This is a genomic window from Shewanella sp. FeAMO (genome assembly GCF_053653955.1).
The window spans coordinates 2,828,450-2,849,091 of the sequence record NZ_CM132201.1 but is presented as its reverse complement, the minus strand read 5'-3'; the positions used below and the strand labels follow the sequence as shown (position 1 = coordinate 2,849,091).

Below are 20,642 nucleotides of genomic sequence, written 5' to 3'. Positions count from 1 at the left end.
TTAATGAGTCATAAAGAAAGAATCGACGTCTTGTTCCATCAAATGGCGGATGAGCTATTTGATTTTATCCTTAAGTCTGAAGATGCATTTCCAGAAAAGTGGGTTCCAGCTACATTCATAAAGGAACAACTCGATCTTGTAAAAAACGCATATCCTCAGGGGAATAAAACCGATAATCGTACAGGTTGGTTTTTTGCGACATTAGCTCGACATCTACAAGATCAAAATCGTGTGAGTTTTAAAAAGGTAGGCTCAAGGTCTTTCTATCAGACGAAATAAATTCACATAACAAACAGTTTAAGAGGGATTCAGCACGCGTGGCATTTTTGGTATGCGGTGGTTTCGGTGTTGAAGTGCCATGCAGCCGCTTGGTCATTGCGTGCTTCACCCCTTAACTGGGCGTTATATTGCCAAAGGGAATTCAGCGATTTGAACCATTACTCATTCGTTGCTATGGATTGTTTTGATGTTACTTTTCTGAACGATCTAGAACAGCGTTTCGAACACCAGGAAACAGTTACTCTTAATAGCTTTGATGAGTTTTCGAAACTGCTCGATTTTTTCTCAGTCGGCGTTTCCGATGAGGTCATGCCAAAGGTGGACGAGGTGAATTGCAGTTGGCTATTGGTTGACGTGCCACAGCCAAAGGACATCGCAGACTTCGATGCCTTCTATGAGCAATGGCTAGTGCAAACAGGCAGAGACAACAATATGGATGAGTATGGGCAATTAATTTGTCTTAACGGCCTTTTTGAAAAATTCTCGCGGGCCAGCATTATGGTGGTGCTGAGTGAGGCAATATAACAAGTCAAGCAATTGCGCTCAGGCCGTTGAAAAGCACGGCCTCCGCGGGACTGGCTACGCCAGCCCATTCTTGAAGCGTTATGTAACTTAGAGGTAGAGTATTGAAATACAAGTTAATTTTAGAGAGAGCATTAGAAAAAATTCCTTTCCAGTCTTACATATTGAGGCTCAGGTTTTTTATTTGTCACCCTCAGATAGGGCTCAAGACATATGCCCATCATCAGCAGCGAGAGTATGCTTTTTTAGATATTTTTAATGGTCTTGCTCTTCTAACTGCGATTGTTTCCTTAATAATCTTGTACGACCGATCATTCAACGAATTTAAGATTATTATTGCACTCAATCCACTATTTGTTGTGTTTTCATGGGTGTCGAATGCATTGGTGTTTTCAGTAGTGAGTGCAATGTCTTTAACCGCCGTGAAGTTTTGGTTAACTTCCTCCGTTAGCTTTAAAGACAAAGTACTAAGTTTGGTATCGAAAAAAATCAATAAGCAAGTTGAACTCGATTTCTATAACCTACTAACTCATGGGCTTCGATGCTATGCCGCTTTTGGGTTATTTCTGGGACTTCCCTTTGTTAAAGCATTAGGTTCTATATATTTAGAAGGGCAGTCGTCACTTGCTGAAGTTTGGGGTTCTTGGTATTGGCAACTATACATAATTGTGACGCTAGTTGGTGGGTCTGTGTGGTTGGTTTTTTATCCGTATGTTAAATATTGTAAGTTAACAAGAAGCAGGATTTTTAATACTGTCGCTGTTATCGCGATTGTTGTTGCTTCATTTGAACCTTTGAAATGGATGCCTTTTGACTATTCTGACAAGCTCATGGATAGCGAAGTTCGATGTGACTTGTTCAAAAAAGGTGATTTCATAAAACGCATCCCAATGCACTTGCAAAATGATGCCATAAGCAAAGTGTGTACAGTTACATAACAAAGCATTTAAGAGTGATTCGCAACGCTTGGCGTTTTCGCTTCGCTCAAGTATAGCCAAGCGCTGCTCACACCTTCGAAAAAAAACAGGACAGCCATATCTTTTTGATGTTTCGCCCAGCCTTGACTAGGCTTTGAAATACCCATCAAAGCTCAGTCGAGGTTGGTTATGACCACAGCCCGTCGCCGGTTGATAGATGCTGAAAGTACGCCCTTTTACCACGTGATTAACCGTTGCGTCCGAAGGGCATTTTTGTGTGGTGAAGATGCACTGTCTGGGCGCAGTTACGAACATAGGCGTGACTGGATAGTGGATAAAATCAGGCAGTTGTCCTCATTCGAAGTCATTGAGAGAGAATATTAGGTTGTTACTTTACAATGAGTGGCTTGATTTTTTGATTTAGGTAAGACGTTAATTTTTTAAATCAACAAATATTCTAATATAGAATATTTTCGGTGATTAGATTCAAGAGGGAGTCAGTAACGTTAAAGCGCTAATCCCAATGAAATAGGAAAGGCGCTTCTCTTAGCTTTTTAGAGATGATTCATTCTTTGCCTTTTTGCAAGACTCTAGCTACGACTCTGCGCCGTTTCCTGCAGGTATCGCCATAATGGTTTTCCATCTTTTATATCAATTATCACGACAGATGAACGAGAAGAATTTTTCTCGGCTTCTTGGTGAATTTCACGATAACTCAGCACAACGCTGTCTGCGTTGATGAGTAATGTTTCACATTGTTCAATGAGGATCGAAAGTGAGGGGCGTGTACCTTTATTCTTGCGAAACAGTACATCCACTTGAGATTTATCCGCTACGCTACCTGATGTTGTCACCATTGTAAAAGATGGACAAAAGCTATTGATGAGCTTCTCTAACGAAGCCTCTTGCTCGGCGCTTCCTGTGAATACATCTTGAATCCACACGTGTAGGTCTAGAACACTACGATGGGCAACTTCGACTAATTCCTTTTCGGGTAACATGATGATTTATCCTCGTTTGGCTTGCGATTAAGTTTTTTTATGATGAATAAAGGGGTGATGCCAATAAAAGCAGCGAGTAGGAATGTCAGCTGATACGCTGACGTATCATTGGTGTAGTGCTGCAATACGTTGAACAAAAGTGTAAAAAAAGCGCACCCAAGGCTGAACGAAATTTGACGGTTGAGGTTCCAAACTGCACTGGCCTTGGTTAATGTTGCTTCATCAAAATCAATCATCGCTGTAGTTTGTGCCGTATTGGCACTCACCCCACCACCTAAGCCCATCAATAGATACGCAATAATAAGTAACTGTATGTTGAAATGATGGCCAATAAAAAAGAGCACAGCAATACCGGCAGAATGTGCCAATATACCGAATAAGAATAGTGGGTGAGCGCCAATGCGATTGTAGAGCCGACCACCTAAGGTAATCGCAATAAGTGAGCCTACCCCATAAAGCACCATCAACATCCCCGTTCTTTTTGCCGACCAACCTAATACCTCTTGAAGAAAGAAGATATTCAGTAAGTTTACTCCTGTGAAAACACCTGGCACAGCTAAATACACTAATACAGAAAAGCGCATGTGCGTATTTTTCAATACACTCAAATCAACAATGGCATGCGCAGTTTTACGATAATGGCGTAAATAGAGAAAGGAGAACCCCAACCCTGTGATAATGAATAGCACTGGTAGTAGTTTTGAGCTAGCATTCGCATAAATAGAAAGCCCGATGAGTAACGTTGCGAGTGAAGTGCTGACAAATAGGAGCCCTTTCATATCCGGTGTTAGCGCTTTTTTGGTTTCAGAGCGAATCCAACAAGCAGCTAATACAGCGGCCAACAAACTAAAAGGAATGTTACTGAGAAAAACCCAGCGCCAAGATACATGATCAACAATGATACCGCCGATACTGGGTGAAATAGTCGGAGCAATTAAGGCAATACTCATAATGAGTGTGGATATTTTGGTTCTTTCTTTGTTTTTAAATAAATTGAAAGTCAGCGCCTGACCTACTGGTATCAGTAAACCGCCTCCGATACCTTGAAGGAATCGAAAAAAAACGAGCGAGTAAAATTCATTTGTCATACCTGAACACAACGCACCGAGCGAGAATACTAACATTGATACGGTCATCATTTTTCTCGCACCAAACTTACTCGCTAACCAGTTACTCACCGGAATAATCAGCGTTAAACCTAAAATGTAACTGTTGGCAACCCAAGCTACACTCGATTCTGAAATTGATAACTCTTGAGCGATATCTGGAAGGGCAATCGCTGACATAAAAATATTAATACAATCAATGAAAAATCCTAGCAGGAAAATAAGCGCGATACGATAACGATAAGCCATTGGCAATCCTGGTGAAAGTCTAATTGTGGAGGATTTTAAGGCATTTGACTCAGAGTAGTGATCTGTTTAAAATAAACGCTTTGTTTAATTGGGATTGACGATGATGTTTACTAATATTAAACGTATCCATACGTTTATTACTGTGGTGAACAGTGGCTCTTTTACTAAGGCGGCCGAACAGTTGTTTATTAGTAAAGCCATGGTTAGTGTTCATATTAAATCTTTGGAAGATTCACTCAATGTGCCATTGCTTATTCGTAACTCTCGAGGATTTATTATGACCGAGGCAGGAGAGTTACTTTATAATGATTTTCAAAATATCTTCTCCGATATTTACTCATCATTGGGAAATGTTGTTGAAAAGCATAACTCTTTAACCGGACACTTAAGGATCTCGTCCACCGTCGAATTCGGCGACGCATTTCTTATTCCGCTGATTGGTAAGTTTTGTCATATTCATCCAGAGCTCAATATCAGCTTTCATGCTGACTCATCACTTAATAAATTAGTGAATGAAAAAATTGATCTTGCCGTAAGACTAGGAACGCTTGATGACTCAGCTCTAAAGAGCCGCAAGCTTGGCTGTTTCTCTATTATGATAGTGTGCTCCGCCACTTGGTTAGCACAAAACCCTTTATCCTCATTGGAGGATTTAAAAACGGCGCCGTGGATTGCTAACAGTAACCTCAAAACGCCCAACCAATGGACGCTACGTAATGGTGATGGGCAGGCCTTTAAACTAAAGTTCTCGGCAAAGTTCAGCGCCAACTCCTCCATAGCAATCAGGTCCATGGTTCAATCGAGTTTAGGCATTGCGATTCTCCCCGAGTGGGTTATTAAACAGCAGCTACAAGACGGAGAGTTTGTCACATTATTTCCAGATTGGCGTTTACCTAAGCAAGATATTAGTGTGGTTTTTACTGGGGATCATCGCGTTCGACGCCATTGCCGCTCATTAATCGATTACTTAGTAGAGAACAGTCATTTTTAGCCGCTAAACGGCGGCAGCAAGAACGGCAACAAAAGGCAACAAGGACACCCACAATTAGCCAGCGGCAACAAGGACACCCACAATTAGCCAGCGGCAACAAGGACACCCACAATTAGCTGAGTAAAAGCTTTAGTCATGTCTGTCTTACAGAAAGGCAGATGTTTCCATTGAAAGAACTTTGTTTTTCAAGCCTTTGAGGGATGTTCGGTTATAGAAGTGAGTGCAAGAATTACGGGGCGGTTTTATTTAGTTCTATTTAACGTAAAGGCCTGTGCATATTTGCGAACTAACAGATGCTTATGCTGCAACACAGCCAGTGATTCCACACCAGACACGGGGTATCTCCTTCCAGGACGCACTGACACAGTGTCTAATATGAATAAATTTTCGAATGTCTAACGATAGGGATATCAAGGAATGGCCTCGCGGCATCGGGTTTCTTTGGAAATCACGAGTACAACGACAAGTGATCTACTATTCGCCGTCGCTATTTACGTTAAATTGGCCTGCAGTTCCATTTTGCTGTGAATCTTGTGAGGGCTCATAGCCTGCATTTTTTGCCAAAAGGGGCTGTTTAAAAAACGTTTTTCCTGCTGATAGTAATGAGCACGCATGGCCAGATAATGCTGGTAGCGCTGGATGAGCATTTGCTGATATTGCATCAGACCATGGTGAGTGTCATGACCTGATGTTTTGAATATACCCGCGATGATATCTGCACAGGTGACACCGTCGGCCATGGCTTTGATGATCCCGCCTGAGGTGATGGGATCGAATGTACAGGCAGCATCACCAATGGCAAGCCAGTTTTTGCCTGTGGCAGGGTTTAAACAAAATGAGGAGGCTGGATAGCGTTTAGGCTGGGTATCTTCGGGAGTGACTCCCTGCAGCAGCGCCTTGGTATTGGGAGAGTTAACCAGGATATCGAGCCAGTTGTTTGTCTCATGAAGCTTGAGTGTTTTAGCTGTTTGGGGATCCGTCGTTAAGCTTATCAGTACTCTGTCATTTGGCAGACGGGCGGCATACCACCAGCCATTTTCAACAGCTTCAAGGTGTGTTTGCTGTGACAAAGGATAGTGTTTATCTGTGATGATAAAGCGGCGTCCCAGGCTTACCAGGGCATGGTTTGATTGTTTTTTACTTCCCTGGGTTTGGGCGAAGCTGGCGCGTGCCCCGCTGGCATCAACGACGAACTTAGCATTGAGTTGATGTTCAGCCCCCTGTCTATCAAGCGTTAAATGATGGTACTTATCATTGACAAGCCTGCCAGTTTTAAATTGGCATTGAGTTAACAAGGTTACACCTGCACTTTGAGCCTGCTCGGCTAAAAAGCGATTAAATTTTTGGCGATCAAGGTGCCAGCCATGCCCATAGGGACTGAGCAAACTGTCGTTAAAGCCATTGCGATTATCTCCCCACCATGAGCGACTGCCATAGCAGGGTTGGTGTTGCTGCTTGACAAATGCTGACCAGATCTTGAGTTGATGAAACAGCTGTTTGGTTTGCGGGGGAATACTCTCACCGATGCGAAACTGCTGATAATCAGAAGACTCAATGATGACAATGTCATCTATCCCCTGTTGGATTAAGCGAATGGCGCAGCAGCAACCGGCTGGACCACCACCTATGATGGCAACTTGAGTAGCAGTGGCTGAAGCTGAATAATTGTTCATAGGCTGTTTTATCTATCTATTGTGCTGCTCTGGCACTGCAGTTGATGCAGGCCAGAGCATTTTGAGATTACTTCTCTGGTGGATAGACAGGGTCGGTAACCGTATTGTCCCAAGGCATAACCAGGTTGCTGTCGTCTTGGCTAAAACCACTTTGGACTTCCAGGTAATAGTTAGGGTCTAAGTGCGCCGGGTATCCATCGATGGCGGCCCCTTGGATCACGACACCTATATTTTGCCAGTTGTTGAGGATCCCGTGGCGATCCTGATATCGACCGACATTAGAAGCGGGTGAGTTATTTAATTTACCCTGAGCATCGAAGGTGAGTTGTTGTCCACTGGCACTGGTGCCTTGTCCCCTGACCGAGTAACGCTGTAATGGCAGGGTGTTATCATTGCGTTTGGCTACATCCTCATAGGTGTAAACGGCAACGGGTCTTTGGGCAGGCCAGGACCAAAACAGGCTGGTATTGATATTACCGCCGTAGATATTACTTTCTGTGATAACTCCACCCGGATTAGGCGCGGGGGTATGGGTGGCGCAGGAGTTATAATCCGTATGCCAGGGAATGGCCATGAATTTACATAAATCCCCCGGTTGTACAGGGTAGCTGCGCAGCGGAACATAGCCGACACCCAGAAATGGGCTGCCTTTAGTGGCGAGGGCATAATTTAATGGCTGGCGATTGATTCTAAATGGGCCAATATTCGGGTTTTGCCAGTCAGAGTTATACAGCTTAGTGTCCCGTACGATAAAGGTGAGATCGATACCCGGGCTAAAACGTCCACCCAAACAGTTCATCAGTACGGCTCTATCCAGGGCTTCACCCTCATTTAATGGGGTTGTCATGCTTGGAGCAGAGGTGGAACATAATCCCTTAGCCCATTGTTGCATAAGGAAGTATTGGCTGTTACTTAAGGTGAGAAAGCTCTTATTGGCATCCCCCAGAGAGAGGGGCATCATCGGGGAGCCGTCTTCAAGATGATTGTTCTCATCTGCGCTGGGTTTGCGCATAAAGGACATGATGTCAAACTGAGGCTTGTCTTTAGTGAGTTTATCGATTTGCCGATGACTTTTGATGGCACTGTCAGGCAGGTTAGTGTTCCACATTTGCATGGAGGCCGCCCTCAGTATGGGCTGAATGTCCTGGGCAAAGTCGGGAACATACTCAGGGTTGTAGGCATTATTTTGATATAAGCCTGGGTTGAGATTGAATGCTTCTACCCAGGTGGTGTAGATATCATCCCACAGGCTAACAACATTGAGTGTTTGCGGCGCATATGCCGGATCTGTGCTAACAACCCAGGCGCTGTTTTCCAGTGCCTGATAACTGCCATCATCAAAGAGCAATACGGCGGTGACAGGGCCGTCTGCGGTATCATCGAGCCAGTTGTTATTATCGACATCCATATCCAATTTTGCATTGGGATCGGCATTGCCCTGTTGATCAAAGCCACAGGCTTTACCAAAGCCGCCAAGCACCACCAGACGTCCGTTGGTTTCGGTTTGGATCTCTCCTAAATAGTCGATACGAGTGTTGGGATCATCATTGCCAGCCGTTGCTGGGTAAGATTGGGGATAGTCCGGTAGAGGGATAACTGCATTTGTGTGTTGGTCCCAGTAACTGGCCTGGATGTTTGGGTTGAATTGGGCCGCCTGTCTTTTATTCGTACTTATGGTGCGAGGACCGGCATCAATGACTAATTTTTGCAGACGTACAGTATCGGCCGGGTTGTCCGTTTGATTAAAACTGGGATTGCGCAGGGGCGGTGTCTTGCCATCTTGATAGAGAATGATCCCTAAATTAGCGCTCTCATCCATTTCCCAGCAGTTTGCTTTCTTATTGGCAAGATGCACTGTCCAGATGATATCGGTGACGCATTTACCATCGACCTTACTGCCAATGGTTACTTCCTGTGCTTGCGGCGCAGGATAACTTGGGTTGTTTTGCTGTGGATATTGATAAATTTTAAACCTTGCTCCTTGTCGTTTGAGACGCCCCTGGCTGTCACGAATGTCTGAGCTGCTAATGGGGGTGTTGTCTGTGCCTGCTTTAATGGGGAGTCCCCCTGTGAGTGTTTGTCCGGGTTGCGGCATTGCAGCTATGGTTTGTGGTTCGATGTAGTAGTCCATACTGTTGCCGACGCGGGCAAAGCCTATAGTTGGGTGAATGCGTAAACTGACGGTCATAATTAATTCCTTTTAACTGAGTGGCCGTTGAGGTAGTTCTTTAACAGTATGTGGCTGGTATTGACATTTTTTCCCGCCAGAGGCGCTGTTTTTTCCGGAGTATCTGTTACCGCCGTGGTGTTGTGACAGGAGAAACATTCATTGGCTGAGCGTTGATTTTGAGTGAAGGTTTCGATAGTGGAATTTGATAACCGCGTAGACCCAATCAGTAAGTTTGTTTCGGCGTCGGGATCCATGTTCGGACTCCAGTCTGGGGTAAGTTGGTCTTCTTTACTGAACCAGACGGCACCTATCTCAAGGTAGTTACGCCAGATAGAATCTTTAGGCATTAACTGATGCACGTTATCATTGAGACTGATAATGGCTTGAACATTTTCTTTGGCCTTCTTTGGATTTGGCAGATTATCAACCGTTCCTTGTGCGTATTGCAGACATGTCTGAGTCACTGCAGCCATGGTTTGGGTCTTGGTATCGAGCTTTAATATGGCATTCATGCCGGCGTTGTTGGTATTACAGTCTTTGGCTAAGGTGTTGGCTTTATAAAAGAGATAGTCCTTATCGGAAACAATTTTGTTGGGTGACTGCCCTTTGGCAAAGGTGGGGGCATTGTCTTTAAATTCGAATGTGGCCCAGATGGCTTCGGGGTGCTTATTGACGTATACCGCAATATGGAAACCCACCAAGGCAACTTGAGTCATCTCCTGTTGTGCATTCTCAGGGATCACCACCTGACCGTTATCGACGGTCAGCAGTTGTATCGGGGCTTTGGTGGTATATAAACCAGAGGTGTCTTCACCGGGCTGGACAATCTTCCAAGCGGCCTTGAGTGACATAGCGCCATTGGGAAAATTGAGTTTATTATCAGCTTGTTGCATCCCACTGTGGGTATAGAGTTTGTGTTTGATGACAAAGTCACGGTAGATATCGTTGATCATCATGCTGGTATATAACGCCCGTCCATGTTGGTCGATTAAAATTCCATTTGAGCCCGCCTGGTTGACACCTCCCAGCAGATGGTTACCCGGCTGGCTGTCAGGATAGATCCCGGTATCAGAATAGAAGGTTTCAAAGCGGAGTTTTCCTTCGTCTACTTGTTCGGTTAACCAGATGAAGCTTTGCCAGGAGAATTGATGGAAGTCACATATGGTGGAATCATCAAAATTATCGGCAGCGATCTTGGGGTTGAATTTACCTTCAAACCATGACGCATCTGCGGTACAGTTTGCGGTTGGCGAGTATTCCTCGGCCCAGCCTGAGAAGCTGAAAAGGCTTAATGTGCTCATGCTCAACACCGTCAACATGAGCTTACTTAACATCCTTGTTTTGTTCATAAATCCTCTCAAAATTGTCTATTAACAGATAAAGCTAAGCTCATCCTTAGCTTAGTATGGTTTATTATCCCGTGTTTATATCATCAGCACGAGGGACATCTTTATCTTTTAATTTAAGATAAAGAGTATAGTTCAAGTTGATAGGGGCGCAATTTATACCAGTGAAATTTGTGGAACTTAAGCCTGCTATTTTTTCTCTTTGAAAAACAAGCCAATTTAGATACCGGTTTTAATTGGCTGGTTGCAAGTATTTGATTTAAAACAATTGAATAAGTCGATGGGGAAGTGATAAAGAAATCGATAGAAAGAAATCGAGACACCCATTGTCGAAGAAATCGAGACACCCATTGTAAATAACCGATTGTAAGTGTTGGGTGAGAAAAATCTCTAGTGATCTAGCTTGTAAAATACTGTGTTTCTATTGAAAGGAAATAGTGTTTCAGGCCATTTGAAGGCCATTCGACTATTGAAGTGAGTGCAAAATTCGAATTTCAGGCATTATTGAAATCGAACAAAGTTCGACTCAGTTGGTGGAGAAGACTAAGGGGATTTAGCTAAACAACTTCTGACAATTAGCGGCCCCTTGCCTTCGTCGTCGTTGCAGGTGAATACAGTAGTCTGTAAGAGATTCCAGTGTACCAACCGGCCCCTTGAATAGACGGCTAAAATCAGTCGTCAACTTGAGCCAGTTGCCGACGGGGATGTTTAAACGATTCAAAATGGTCGTAGTGCCGGCAGTAATCTGGCCGCGCTTGTCATGGCGGATAATACGCCCGGTATCATCGACCAGTTGCAGATAATCCTTGGCTTCAAAGTGCAATCCTTGTGGCATGTTCAGCCGTTCATTGCCGACAAAGGGTAACAGCTCAGGTGTGTTTTTGCCTTGCATCGCGGCCCGTATCCGCCGTTGAATACTGGTATAGTCTGAGTCTTCCGGGGTTTTGGCTATTCCCGCGCGGATAGGGTTCAAGTCAACATAAGCCATGCAGGCCAATACCGCTGCATCATCCAACAATGGCTGGGATTTGAAGCGGCCTTCCCAAAAGCGACCGCTGCATCCGTCTTCCCGATTGGCTTGTCTGGCAATAGGTTCATTGAGCGCCCGCATAAACCAACTGATATCCATCAAACGTTGGCGATAGACTTCAGTGGTTTGTTGCAGGGTGAGATATTCAATATCAGAAAGTGTTTCACCGCGCAGAAAACGCTGGGATAACAGGGTTCCACTGTAAAGCAGGTGCCAACGCTGTAAAACCTGCTCCAATGTCCATTCAGTGGCGGTTTTCAAGTCAACTCTGAGCACCAAGTGCAGATGATTGGACATGACTGCATAGGCACACAAGTCAATGGAAAAGACGGCCACCAGTTCCAATAGACGCGACTCAACCCAATCACGGCGATGTTCATAACTCTTGCCGGAATAATCATCAACGCCACATAGAAAGGCGCGACGTACACAGCGGGAGATGCAGTGATAGAAGGGGGTGTCCTCAAGACTGACTTGAGCATATCTTGGCCTCGGCATGGCATCCTTTCCTTTTCAAAGGCTCCATTCAAGCCTAGACAAGGTGAGAGAAACCTGCCAAGAATTATGGGTGTCCCCATTTTGGAACCGTTCTGTGGCGGTTTTCAAGTCAACTCTGAGCACCAAGTGCAGATGATTGGACATAACTGCATAGGCACACAAGTCAATGGCGAACACTGCCACCAGTTCCAATAGACGCGACTCAACCCAATCACGGCGATGTTCATAACTCTTGCCGGAATAATCATCAACGCCACATAGAAAGGCGCGACGGACACAGCGGGAGATGCAGTGATAGAAGGGGGTGTCCTCAAGACTGACTTGAGCATATCTTGGCCTCGGCATGGCATCCTTTCCTTTTCAAAGGCTCCATTCAAGCCTAGACAAGGAGTCAATAATCCGCCAAGAATTATGGGTATCCCCATTTTGATTTAGGATGTCCTGTATATTTTCTGTATATTTTCTGTATATTTTGTAGCATCGTATGCTGATTGACCAATACTGGAGAACAGTCTATGCCTCAACTTGGAGTTTCAGAGTTTTCAATGATCGTTGTAACGACAGGAAAACCGAAGCTAACAAAGATCCGAAACATTGCAAATAGACCACCTTACGCGTTTTATAAAGACTACTACTTGTCGCTGAGGACTGCGATTAAAAGCCTATTTACGCAAAAACGCCACATATCGTATCTCTACGAAATTTGCAGAAAACAAAAAAACGCCAGCAAAAAAATAAACTACGAGAAAGTTGCAAATAATTTTAAAGACTGGCAATCAGGGAAAAATATTCAGGCATTTCAACCTCCTAAAGATAGTTATAATTACTCTAGAACTAGCATTACATGCAACCCTGAATTGAATGTTGTACTGCATGGTCAACCTAGATTAGTAAAACTTCACTTCAACGCATCAGAGAAAATGACTCAGGAACGAGCAAACATTATTTGTGCGCTTATGGAAGAAGCTATCGGTGATCATGAGTTTGAGTATTCAGTACTCGATTTAACCACTGGTAAAGAGTTTTTCTTCAATAGTAACTATGAAAAAACGTTTATGTGCATAAACGCAGAGATCATTAACCTAGAAAATAACTGGGAAAATTAACTTCTCTGTAGTCAGACGCGGATGTCTGCTTGTCGCCAACAGCGGCCGAGCGTAGCGAGGTTCAGCGCACGCAATGCGTGATGCTGCTTGGTCTTGTTATGTTTTTAAGAATGCCAAATTCTGTATCTGGTTTAAAGGAAGTAAAGCTACCATATTGGTTTTCAATAAAGAGAGCAACAAAAGAAAAAATATGAAGAAAAAATATGGACACCCAACGTTAATACTATGAGCGTCTCTCCGAGCCCCATGAGGCGGGTGTGACCGAGCATGTGATCGTGTTGAGCGGCACTATGGAAGTGTTAGTCGATGGTCAGTGGCAGCCACTACAGCAGGGTGAAGCAGTGCGCTTTGCCGCAGATAAACCACATGGTTACCGCAACTTAAGAGATCAACCCGTAGTGTTTCATGATCTTATCCACTACCACAGGGAAGCGCCTGCCACTGAGTAACGCCGACAAGCCAAACAACAATAATCGAGACACCCAGTATTAGCTGCTAGTGGTTGTCCGGAGAGTCAAGTATGACGATAACAGCTGTAGGCAAATCCATGGCGCTGGCTTTGAAGGCACAGGGCTTCAAGCCGGTTCAGGAATGTGAAGCAAAGATCCCCGGGTGCGTCGCGCTTTTGAAAAGGCAAACCTGGGCCAGCAATAGAGCCGTAGCTATGGTTTGTCTGGCTGAGTTGCCTTCAGATATGGATACTTACATCAGCCAGTTAAGGAACAGAGTCGCGTTTAAGGTGGGATTCTTGCCGCTAGTTTGGGGTTTGTATCTTCAGGTTATTATCTTTTGCCCCAAAATCAGTGAAGAAGCACTCTCCCCGGCAGATTATGTAGCCAAGTTGGATAATCAATGGGCCATAGTGCAAAGCGTTTTCTTGGTCGATACAGTCAATAAGGTTTTCAAAGAGGGCAGAGCTTGGGGCCAGTTTTTGAGCTCCAGCTACCAGGATGCGATTTCAAGCGAGCTACAGGCCTTTTATACAAAGAGTGATAGATAATTTATGGTTGGAAAATGATCCCTAACTTGGATATTGCCGGCGATTGGCGAGCTTACCTCGAGGCCAGGGCGAGCGGAATTAAGTCTTTATGGAAAAAAGAGTTAGCAGCCGTGCTTGAGCGCATAGACGCGCTCGAGGGTGAGGCGCTGGCATCTTACCTTGAGTCGCTATGTGAATTGGCTCTCTGCCGTTCACAGCCGGATATAAACGCCCCGCAAGCCGCGAGCGAGGAGGTTAGGCAACTTGAGCTGGACAGTCCTTCACTGGCACTGCCCTTGGCCCACCCCGGATTACTGCCAAAGTTGCAGGCGTTTTGGCTGGCACGTTTTGATGAGCCCAGAGTAAAACTTTGGCTCTACTGCGCTTATGGGCTGCAGGATACTTATATCAAAATGCGGCCGCTACTGAATGCCGCAGAAGGCATTGATAATCCGTCTCCCGAGATTTTGCTGCAGCAAATACTGGCCGATAGCGGGGTTACAGACTTCCTGCGCCAGCAAGCAGCATTGCATTTGGCCCGCAGTCTGTTGGAAAGCCTTGATTTTGCGTTGCATGAAGTGCCGTATTGTTTGTGTATTCGGGCCGATATCTGTTGGCAGATGCTAGATGAGCTTGATGAGTTGGCCACTATTTTACCGGTTGTGCCGTTATCCCGCTTTAATTTGAGTGGTGAGGCTTATCGCCGGGCATTGACGCTGTGGTGCAACTATTGCGATTACACGGAAGAGCAAGGTGCGCGTGGGCACGAGCCGCTTGAGTATGATGACTGGTGTGCCAAACTGGCAGAAGAGCACGATTGAAAGCGTTTGAGTTGATGCTCAGGAGGGCGAAGTGTTGATACGCTCCCGGGCAAAATGCTTGATTGTAGGCATGGGGATTTAGCGCGCACCGATACGTGGCTTGGGATAGAATGGCATGCAAATTTTATTGCAAACTAAAGGAGCGCGAGTGCAGCAGAATCAAAATGAGCAGGCATCAGACCTGGCACAAATCTGGGTCGATGCCGATGCCTGCCCGGTAGTGATCCGCGAAATGTTAGTGCGGGCGGCGGCGCGTACCGGCATCAATGTCACTTTTGTCGCCAATCAGGCGCTCAGGATAACAGGTGCTGCCAGTGTCAAAACCTTACAAGTTCCCAAGGGGTTTGATGTGGCCGATAACGAAATCGTGCGCCTGTGTCAGGCCGGCGATTTGGTGATCAGCAATGATATTCCGCTGGCGGCCGAGGTGATAGACAAGGGCGCCAAGGCGCTCAATAGCCGCGGTGAGCTGCTGAATCGCGACAATGTGCGTGCCCGCCTCAATATGCGGGATTTTCTCGATACCCTGCGTGCCAGCGGTATAGATACCGGTGGCAGTCCCAAGTTGAGCCAGGCAGATAGACAAGCTTTTGCCAATGAGCTGGATAAATATCTGCTGCACTGGCAGCGCGCTAAGACGCGTCAGGGGTAAGCCTGCCAAGTCTAGATTTGAAATCACAGAGATTCGAAATCACGGGGACTCGAAAGCTCAGAGAGTTGAAATTTTAGCGGCTATGCAGGATTCAGAGTCTACGCAGAATTCAGTTCCTATTTAAGATCTGGCTGCAGCTCAAGACCTGTCATCCATTCAAGGCAGGGCATCCATTCAAGACTTGCCCAGATCCGGCGCCTCCGGCAGCGCCTGCTGCAAAAAGTCCAACAGCAGGCTGACCTTGGGCGACAGATGGCGGTTATGTGGGTATAAGGCCCAAATACCCTCAGGCGCCGCCTGGTAAGCCTCGAGCACAGATACCAGGGCGCCGCTGGCGAGATCCTCACCGACATAATAATCGGGCAGTTGCACCAGCCCGAGCCCTTTGCGGGCAGCATCCAATAACCCAGGGCCAGAATTACACACCAAGCGGCCACTCAAACGCCATTGACGTTCCTGGCCCTGCTCGATAAAACGCCAGTAAGGGTGGTTACCCAGTAAACATTGATGCCGATGCAGCTCGCCCAGAGTGTGGGGCACGCCGTGGTTGGCCAGATACTCCGGGCTGGCACAGACATAATTGCGGCGACTGCCAAGACGCCGCGCCATCAAGCTGGAGTCCGCCAGCTTACCCAGCCGAATCGCCAAATCATAACCGCCATCAATCAGATCCAGCGTCTTGTTGTTGAGATCCAGTTGCAGATCCAGCTTGGGGTGCAGGCAGAGAAAGTCATTCAGCAGCGGCAGAATAAACTGCTCGCCGTAAGTGACCGGCGCCGTCACCCGCAGCAAGCCCTGCGGGGTTTGTTTCAAACTGCCAAGGGCGCGTTCGGCTTCTTCTATACCATCTTGCAGCAAGCGGCAGTGGCGATAATAAAGCTGACCCTCTTCACTGAGCGACACCTTGCGGGTAGTGCGATAAAAGAGTTTGCTTGCCAGGCGTTTCTCCAGCGCGGCGATTTGGCGGCTTATCTGCGCTACAGACAAGTTGAGCCGCTCGGCGGCGCGGGTAAAGCTCTGGCTCTCGGCCACGGCGATAAATTCGCTGATCCCTTCCCAGTGGTTCATTATTACTTCTCAGTAAAAGTGATTTGTATATTTGGCTGATTATCTTTTATTTGGGAATAAATACAATGTTGGCAACCGGTTTATGAGCCAAGAGGTTCGTTACCGAATCAATCACAACAGAAGGAAGCGACAATGACAGACAAATTTATCAAGTCCCGCGCCGCCGTAGCCTGGGCTGCCGGTGAGCCGTTGAAGATGGAAGAGGTGGATGTGATGTTGCCCAAGGCCGGTGAGGTATTGGTGCGCATTGTTGCCAGTGGTGTGTGTCATACCGATGCCTTTACTTTGAGCGGCGACGACCCAGAAGGCGTGTTTCCGGCCATTCTCGGCCATGAGGGCGGCGGTATAGTGGAGATGGTCGGCGAAGGCGTCACCAGTGTGGCGGTGGGAGATCATGTTATTCCTCTTTACACGCCTGAATGCGGTGAGTGTAAGTTCTGCCGCTCCGGCAAGACTAACCTGTGTCAGAAGATCCGCGAGACCCAGGGCAAGGGCCTGATGCCGGATGGTACCACCCGTTTCTTCAAAGACGGCAAGCCGATTTTCCACTACATGGGCTGCTCGACTTTCTCTGAATATACTGTATTGCCTGAGATCTCCCTGGCCAAAGTCAACAAGTCGGCACCGCTGGAAGAGATCTGCCTTCTGGGCTGCGGTGTCACTACCGGCATGGGCGCTGTAATGAACACTGCCAAGGTGGAAGAGGGTGCCACAGTGGCCATCTTCGGGCTCGGCGGCATAGGGTTGTCGGCGGTGATTGGCGCTGTGATGGCCAAGGCCGGTCGCATCATAGGCATAGATGTCAATGAATCCAAGTTTGAACTGGCAAAGAAGCTGGGGGCAACCGAGTGCATCAACCCCAAGGACTATGACAAGCCTATTCAGCAGGTGATTGTGGATTTGACCGACGGCGGCGTCGATTATTCGTTCGAGTGTATCGGCAATGTGGATGTGATGCGCTCGGCGCTCGAGTGTTGCCACAAGGGCTGGGGCGAGTCAGTGATCATCGGGGTTGCCGGTGCCGGACAGGAGATCTCCACCAGACCCTTCCAACTGGTGACCGGCCGGGTGTGGAAAGGCTCGGCTTTCGGTGGTGTCAAAGGACGCTCACAGTTGCCGGGCATAGTGGAAGATTATCTGGCCGGTAAATTCAAGCTGGATGACTTTATCACCCACACCATGGGGCTTGAAGATATCAATGAAGCCTTCGAGCTGATGCATGAAGGTAAGAGCATTCGCAGCGTGATCCACTTCTGAGGACCTTCTGATGGAAAATATCAGTAACAACAGGTCGTTTGGAGGCTGGCACAAACAGTATCGTCATCACTCCAGCAGTCTGAACTGTGAGATGCGTTTCGCCATCTATCTGCCGGAGCAGGCCAATAGCCAAAAGGTACCTGTGCTGTATTGGCTCTCCGGGTTGACCTGTACGGATGAAAACTTTATGCAAAAGGCCGGGGCCCAGCGCCTCGCGTCTCAGTTGGGGCTGGCCATAGTTTGCCCGGATACCAGTCCGCGTGGAGAAGGTGTGGCCGATGCCGAAGATGCTGCCTACGATCTGGGGTTGGGGGCCGGTTTTTATGTCAATGCTACCCAGGCTCCCTGGAGCAGCCACTATCGTATGTATGACTATGTGGTAGATGAGTTACCGGCCTTGATAGAGCAGCACTTCCCGGTATCGGATAAGCGTGCCATTGCCGGTCACTCCATGGGCGGCCACGGCGCGCTGATGATAGCCCTTAAAAATCCGGGCCGTTATCTCAGCGCCAGTGCCTTTGCCCCCATCAGTCATCCTAGCCAGTGTCCCTGGGGCCAGAAGGCGTTTGCTGCCTATCTTGGCAGCGACAGGGAGGCTTGGAAGGCTTATGACACGGTAGAGCTGATAAAAAGTGGTGCCAAAGGGCTACCGATGCGGGTTGATCAGGGCGAGAGTGATCTGTTTCTGGCCGAGCAGTTACTGCCACAGGCCTTGCAGGCCGCAGCCACTGATGCCGGAATTGCGCTGAGTTTTCACAGCCACCCCGGCTATGATCACAGCTACTATTTTATCGCCTCATTTATCGACGAGCAGCTTAAGTTTCATGCCGGCCATCTGGGCTTGTAAACGCTGAGCCTCTCAAATGCAGCGCCGCCGAGGGTTTGCCCCGGCGGCGCTTTTTTATGCGTTATAGCGGCCATTGCCCGGTATCCGCTTGTTGAGTACTTTCTTGTTTACCCCACTTTTGTCTGAGGGGGGGATTAACGAGCGTAGGGATTAATGGGAGGGAGCATGAAAATAGGCAGATGGCAGACACCCTTTGAGCAGGGGGATCTTTTTATCACCGGGCTCTTCTGGGGCGGTGATTTCATGTTGCAGCTTCCCGGCGGCAAACGCTATCAAATCAAAAATACGCCCCATCCCGGAGTCGATCTCAGCCTGGAGCTGTTTCATTTACCGAGTGAAGGGCGCTATCGGCTGCATTACCACTCGGTCACTGCGTTTCGTATGTTGGATGAACATGGGTTGCTGGAACTTTGGCAGGCGCTGAGCGAGCTTGGGGACGAACAGGGTTACAACAGCCGCCTGATTAAAGATCACGCCTGGTCGCAGGAAAGCCCAATCAGTTTCTTCCATGGACACAGTGAAGGCTGGTCACATCTTATCTGCACCGGCGATGAGTGTGTCGAAGTGTTGTGCCCGGGTGCGCCGGAAATCATCTATCTTGGCAAATGTGCCGCCATGGAGGACTGAAAAATCTTTGGGAAGCGGTGAGATCAGTTGATCTCGACCTTTTCCATCCCCAGTTGCTGCAGCGCTATCACGGCTTGGGTGCGGTTGCGAACCCCCAGCTTACGGAAGATAGCGGTGGCGTGGGCCTTGATGGTCGCCTCGGATACGCCCAGGTCGTAGGCTATCTGCTTGTTGAGCAGGCCTTCGGCAAACATCTGCAACACCTTGTATTGCTGCGGCGTCAGCTCAGAGAGCTTGCCGGCGACCTTGTCGGTTTCGTCCTCATCATTGATTTCAACCAACTCTATGCCTTGAGGCAGCCAGATATCGCCGAACATTACTGCGGTGATTGCTTCGATAAAGGTTTCCATCGAAGCCGATTTGGGAATAAAACCGGCGCCGCCGTAGTGCAGGGCACGGCTGATGGTGGCGGCATCTTCGTGGGCTGAAATCACTATCACCGGCAGTTCGGGGAAATGGGCGCGCAGATGGATAAGGGTGGAGTAGCCATGGGAGCCCGGCATCTGCAGATCCAGTAGTACCAGATCATATCCCTGATGAGTTTGCTCAAGCAGTTTTTGCAGCGCATCGGCACTGTCGGCCTCAAACCAGCGGGTATTGGATAAACCGCTGTTAAGCGCCTGGCGCAGGGCATTGCGAAATAAAGGGTGATCATCGGCGATGATAATATTTAAGTTTTCTGGCTTCATGGCTTGTTATGATTATGGCTCTGCACGCTGAAGAAGGGTCAATGTAACAGAAAAGTGACAAATAATCCTATTGCTTTATCAGGGTTTAAGTGACTTTTTGTTACTGTCGCTTTTAGACTTTAGTCGAGAACGACGGCCAATAAAAGCCTTTTCAGCGGTAAAGACTGTTGCAGAATGAAACCTAAAAAGCCTGTAGCCAGATACAGGCCAGGATTATGCGAGGGCCTAGTTGGCCAGATCATCACTCCAGATCTGGGTCGGCTTTCTGTCTTCATCGACAGCCACGAAGGTGAAGACACCGCGGATAGCGTGCTCGCGCTTATCCTGATACATATCTTCTACAAAAATGTTCACTTCGACTTTCATCGAGGTGTTGCCCACATGGATCACCCGGGCGATCAATTCTGCCAGGCTACCGGCGGGGATCGGTTTTTTGAAATCGATTCTGTCAGAGCTGACGGTGACCAGTGTCTTGCGACAAAAGCGGGTGGCGGCGATAAAGGCGGTTTCATCCATCCAGGCGAGGGCTTCACCGCCAAACAGTGTGTTGTGATGATTGGTAATGGACGGGAAAACCGCCTTGATCACCCGAGCCTCGGCTTGTTCAATTCGGCGCGCTACGGCCGCTTCATATTGGCTCTGTGTCGTTTCTGGCATACGGCAACCTCAAGGTTATGCTGGAAAATCAGGGGCGGTATTATAGTTCGACCAAAGGCGGATTGACAGCCTAAGCCAGAAAGCCCTGCATGAAAAATATTGGATGTTCAAAAGTATCCGGGCATGAAAAAGCCCCGGCATCTCCAGCGTGGAGATA

The 20,642-nt window shown here is 47.5% G+C and carries 20 protein-coding genes and 3 pseudogenes; 13 read left to right on the top strand and 10 right to left on the bottom strand.

Annotated elements, in window-relative coordinates:
* Positions 1-3 precede the first annotated feature (3 nt).
* The 4 genes and pseudogenes from ACWAU4_RS12775 to ACWAU4_RS12760 form a co-directional block, all read left to right on the top strand.
* Positions 4-279 carry a hypothetical protein gene (locus ACWAU4_RS12775; protein ID WP_208124815.1) on the top strand — a complete coding sequence of 92 codons (276 nt, stop codon included), beginning with the start codon at positions 4-6 and terminating at the stop codon, positions 277-279.
* A 150-nt stretch (positions 280-429) separates the two neighbouring features.
* On the top strand, positions 430-804 hold the full coding sequence (locus tag ACWAU4_RS12770) for a hypothetical protein (RefSeq protein WP_454290291.1): 375 nt from the start codon (positions 430-432) through the stop codon (positions 802-804).
* 101 nt (positions 805-905) lie between these two features.
* Positions 906-1,739: a hypothetical protein gene (locus tag ACWAU4_RS12765; protein ID WP_208124813.1), complete on the top strand. Its 834-nt coding sequence runs from the start codon at positions 906-908 to the stop codon at positions 1,737-1,739.
* 168 nt (positions 1,740-1,907) lie between these two features.
* Positions 1,908-2,090 (top strand): annotated as a pseudogene (locus tag ACWAU4_RS12760) (alpha-amylase family glycosyl hydrolase); the annotation flags it as partial.
* 218 nt (positions 2,091-2,308) lie between these two features.
* On the opposite strand, the gene ACWAU4_RS12755 reads toward ACWAU4_RS12760, so the two are convergent.
* Both ACWAU4_RS12755 and ACWAU4_RS12750 read right to left on the bottom strand, forming a co-directional pair.
* Positions 2,309-2,719, bottom strand: a complete 411-nt coding sequence (locus tag ACWAU4_RS12755; protein ID WP_101059344.1) for a hypothetical protein — start codon at positions 2,717-2,719, stop codon at positions 2,309-2,311.
* Complete coding sequence (locus ACWAU4_RS12750; RefSeq protein WP_208124812.1) at positions 2,698-4,074, bottom strand: MFS transporter; 1,377 nt, start codon at positions 4,072-4,074, stop codon at positions 2,698-2,700. The genes ACWAU4_RS12755 and ACWAU4_RS12750 overlap by 22 nt, the downstream gene beginning before the upstream one ends.
* A 100-nt stretch (positions 4,075-4,174) precedes the next feature.
* On the opposite strand from ACWAU4_RS12750, the gene ACWAU4_RS12745 reads away from it, so the two are divergent.
* The gene (locus ACWAU4_RS12745; protein WP_144379990.1) at positions 4,175-5,065 is read left to right on the top strand and encodes a LysR family transcriptional regulator; all 891 of its coding nucleotides are present in this window, start codon (positions 4,175-4,177) and stop codon (positions 5,063-5,065) included.
* A gap of 491 nt (positions 5,066-5,556) precedes the next feature.
* On the opposite strand, the gene ACWAU4_RS12740 is transcribed toward ACWAU4_RS12745, so the two are convergent.
* From ACWAU4_RS12740 to ACWAU4_RS12720, 5 genes and pseudogenes are all read right to left on the bottom strand, one after another.
* Positions 5,557-6,738, bottom strand: coding sequence for an NAD(P)/FAD-dependent oxidoreductase (locus ACWAU4_RS12740; protein WP_208124811.1), 1,182 nt, complete (start codon positions 6,736-6,738; stop codon positions 5,557-5,559).
* Positions 6,739-6,805: 67 nt separating this feature from the next.
* Positions 6,806-8,926 carry a LodA/GoxA family CTQ-dependent oxidase gene (locus ACWAU4_RS12735; RefSeq protein WP_454290290.1) on the bottom strand — a complete coding sequence of 707 codons (2,121 nt, stop codon included), beginning with the start codon at positions 8,924-8,926 and terminating at the stop codon, positions 6,806-6,808.
* Between the two features lie 2 nt (positions 8,927-8,928).
* Positions 8,929-10,209: a hypothetical protein gene (locus ACWAU4_RS12730; protein ID WP_208124809.1), complete on the bottom strand. Its 1,281-nt coding sequence runs from the start codon at positions 10,207-10,209 to the stop codon at positions 8,929-8,931.
* A gap of 598 nt (positions 10,210-10,807) precedes the next feature.
* Positions 10,808-11,782 (bottom strand): hypothetical protein, encoded by a 975-nt coding sequence (locus ACWAU4_RS12725; protein ID WP_045284114.1) that lies wholly within the window; start codon positions 11,780-11,782, stop codon positions 10,808-10,810.
* Positions 11,783-11,839: 57 nt separating this feature from the next.
* A pseudogene (locus ACWAU4_RS12720) lies at positions 11,840-12,127 on the bottom strand (transposase); the annotation flags it as partial.
* 170 nt (positions 12,128-12,297) lie between these two features.
* Here ACWAU4_RS12720 and ACWAU4_RS12715 point away from each other — a divergent pair.
* The 5 genes and pseudogenes from ACWAU4_RS12715 to ACWAU4_RS12695 all read left to right on the top strand — a co-directional run bounded on the left by ACWAU4_RS12715 (position 12,298) and on the right by ACWAU4_RS12695 (position 15,340).
* Positions 12,298-12,888: a hypothetical protein gene (locus ACWAU4_RS12715; protein ID WP_208124807.1), complete on the top strand. Its 591-nt coding sequence runs from the start codon at positions 12,298-12,300 to the stop codon at positions 12,886-12,888.
* Positions 12,889-13,112: 224 nt separating this feature from the next.
* Positions 13,113-13,337, top strand: a pseudogene (locus tag ACWAU4_RS12710) (cupin domain-containing protein); the annotation flags it as partial.
* A 110-nt stretch (positions 13,338-13,447) separates the two neighbouring features.
* The gene (locus ACWAU4_RS12705) at positions 13,448-13,888 is read left to right on the top strand and encodes a hypothetical protein (protein WP_144128438.1); all 441 of its coding nucleotides are present in this window, start codon (positions 13,448-13,450) and stop codon (positions 13,886-13,888) included.
* A 14-nt stretch (positions 13,889-13,902) separates the two neighbouring features.
* Positions 13,903-14,688, top strand: a complete 786-nt coding sequence (locus ACWAU4_RS12700) for a hypothetical protein (protein WP_144379987.1) — start codon at positions 13,903-13,905, stop codon at positions 14,686-14,688.
* A 148-nt stretch (positions 14,689-14,836) separates the two neighbouring features.
* Positions 14,837-15,340 (top strand): YaiI/YqxD family protein, encoded by a 504-nt coding sequence (locus ACWAU4_RS12695; protein ID WP_256873008.1) that lies wholly within the window; start codon positions 14,837-14,839, stop codon positions 15,338-15,340.
* Between the two features lie 174 nt (positions 15,341-15,514).
* Here ACWAU4_RS12695 and ACWAU4_RS12690 read toward each other — a convergent pair whose 3' ends face one another.
* A complete protein-coding gene (locus ACWAU4_RS12690; protein ID WP_144190666.1) occupies positions 15,515-16,408 on the bottom strand; it encodes a LysR substrate-binding domain-containing protein in 894 nt (297 codons plus the stop codon).
* A gap of 132 nt (positions 16,409-16,540) precedes the next feature.
* Here ACWAU4_RS12690 and ACWAU4_RS12685 point away from each other — a divergent pair, with 132 nt between their 5' ends.
* The 3 genes from ACWAU4_RS12685 (at position 16,541) to ACWAU4_RS12675 (ending at position 19,139) form a co-directional block, all read left to right on the top strand.
* Positions 16,541-17,665, top strand: coding sequence for an S-(hydroxymethyl)glutathione dehydrogenase/class III alcohol dehydrogenase (locus ACWAU4_RS12685; protein ID WP_028781420.1), 1,125 nt, complete (start codon positions 16,541-16,543; stop codon positions 17,663-17,665).
* Between the two features lie 10 nt (positions 17,666-17,675).
* Positions 17,676-18,512, top strand: coding sequence for an S-formylglutathione hydrolase (gene fghA, locus ACWAU4_RS12680; protein ID WP_107004921.1), 837 nt, complete (start codon positions 17,676-17,678; stop codon positions 18,510-18,512).
* A gap of 165 nt (positions 18,513-18,677) precedes the next feature.
* A complete protein-coding gene (locus ACWAU4_RS12675) occupies positions 18,678-19,139 on the top strand; it encodes a hypothetical protein (protein WP_025011191.1) in 462 nt (153 codons plus the stop codon).
* 23 nt (positions 19,140-19,162) lie between these two features.
* Here ACWAU4_RS12675 and ACWAU4_RS12670 read toward each other — a convergent pair whose 3' ends face one another.
* A complete protein-coding gene (locus ACWAU4_RS12670) occupies positions 19,163-19,828 on the bottom strand; it encodes a response regulator transcription factor (protein ID WP_025011190.1) in 666 nt (221 codons plus the stop codon).
* Positions 19,829-20,053: 225 nt separating this feature from the next.
* Complete coding sequence (locus ACWAU4_RS12665) at positions 20,054-20,485, bottom strand: acyl-CoA thioesterase (RefSeq protein WP_045283855.1); 432 nt, start codon at positions 20,483-20,485, stop codon at positions 20,054-20,056.
* Between the last annotated feature and the right edge of the window lie 157 nt (positions 20,486-20,642).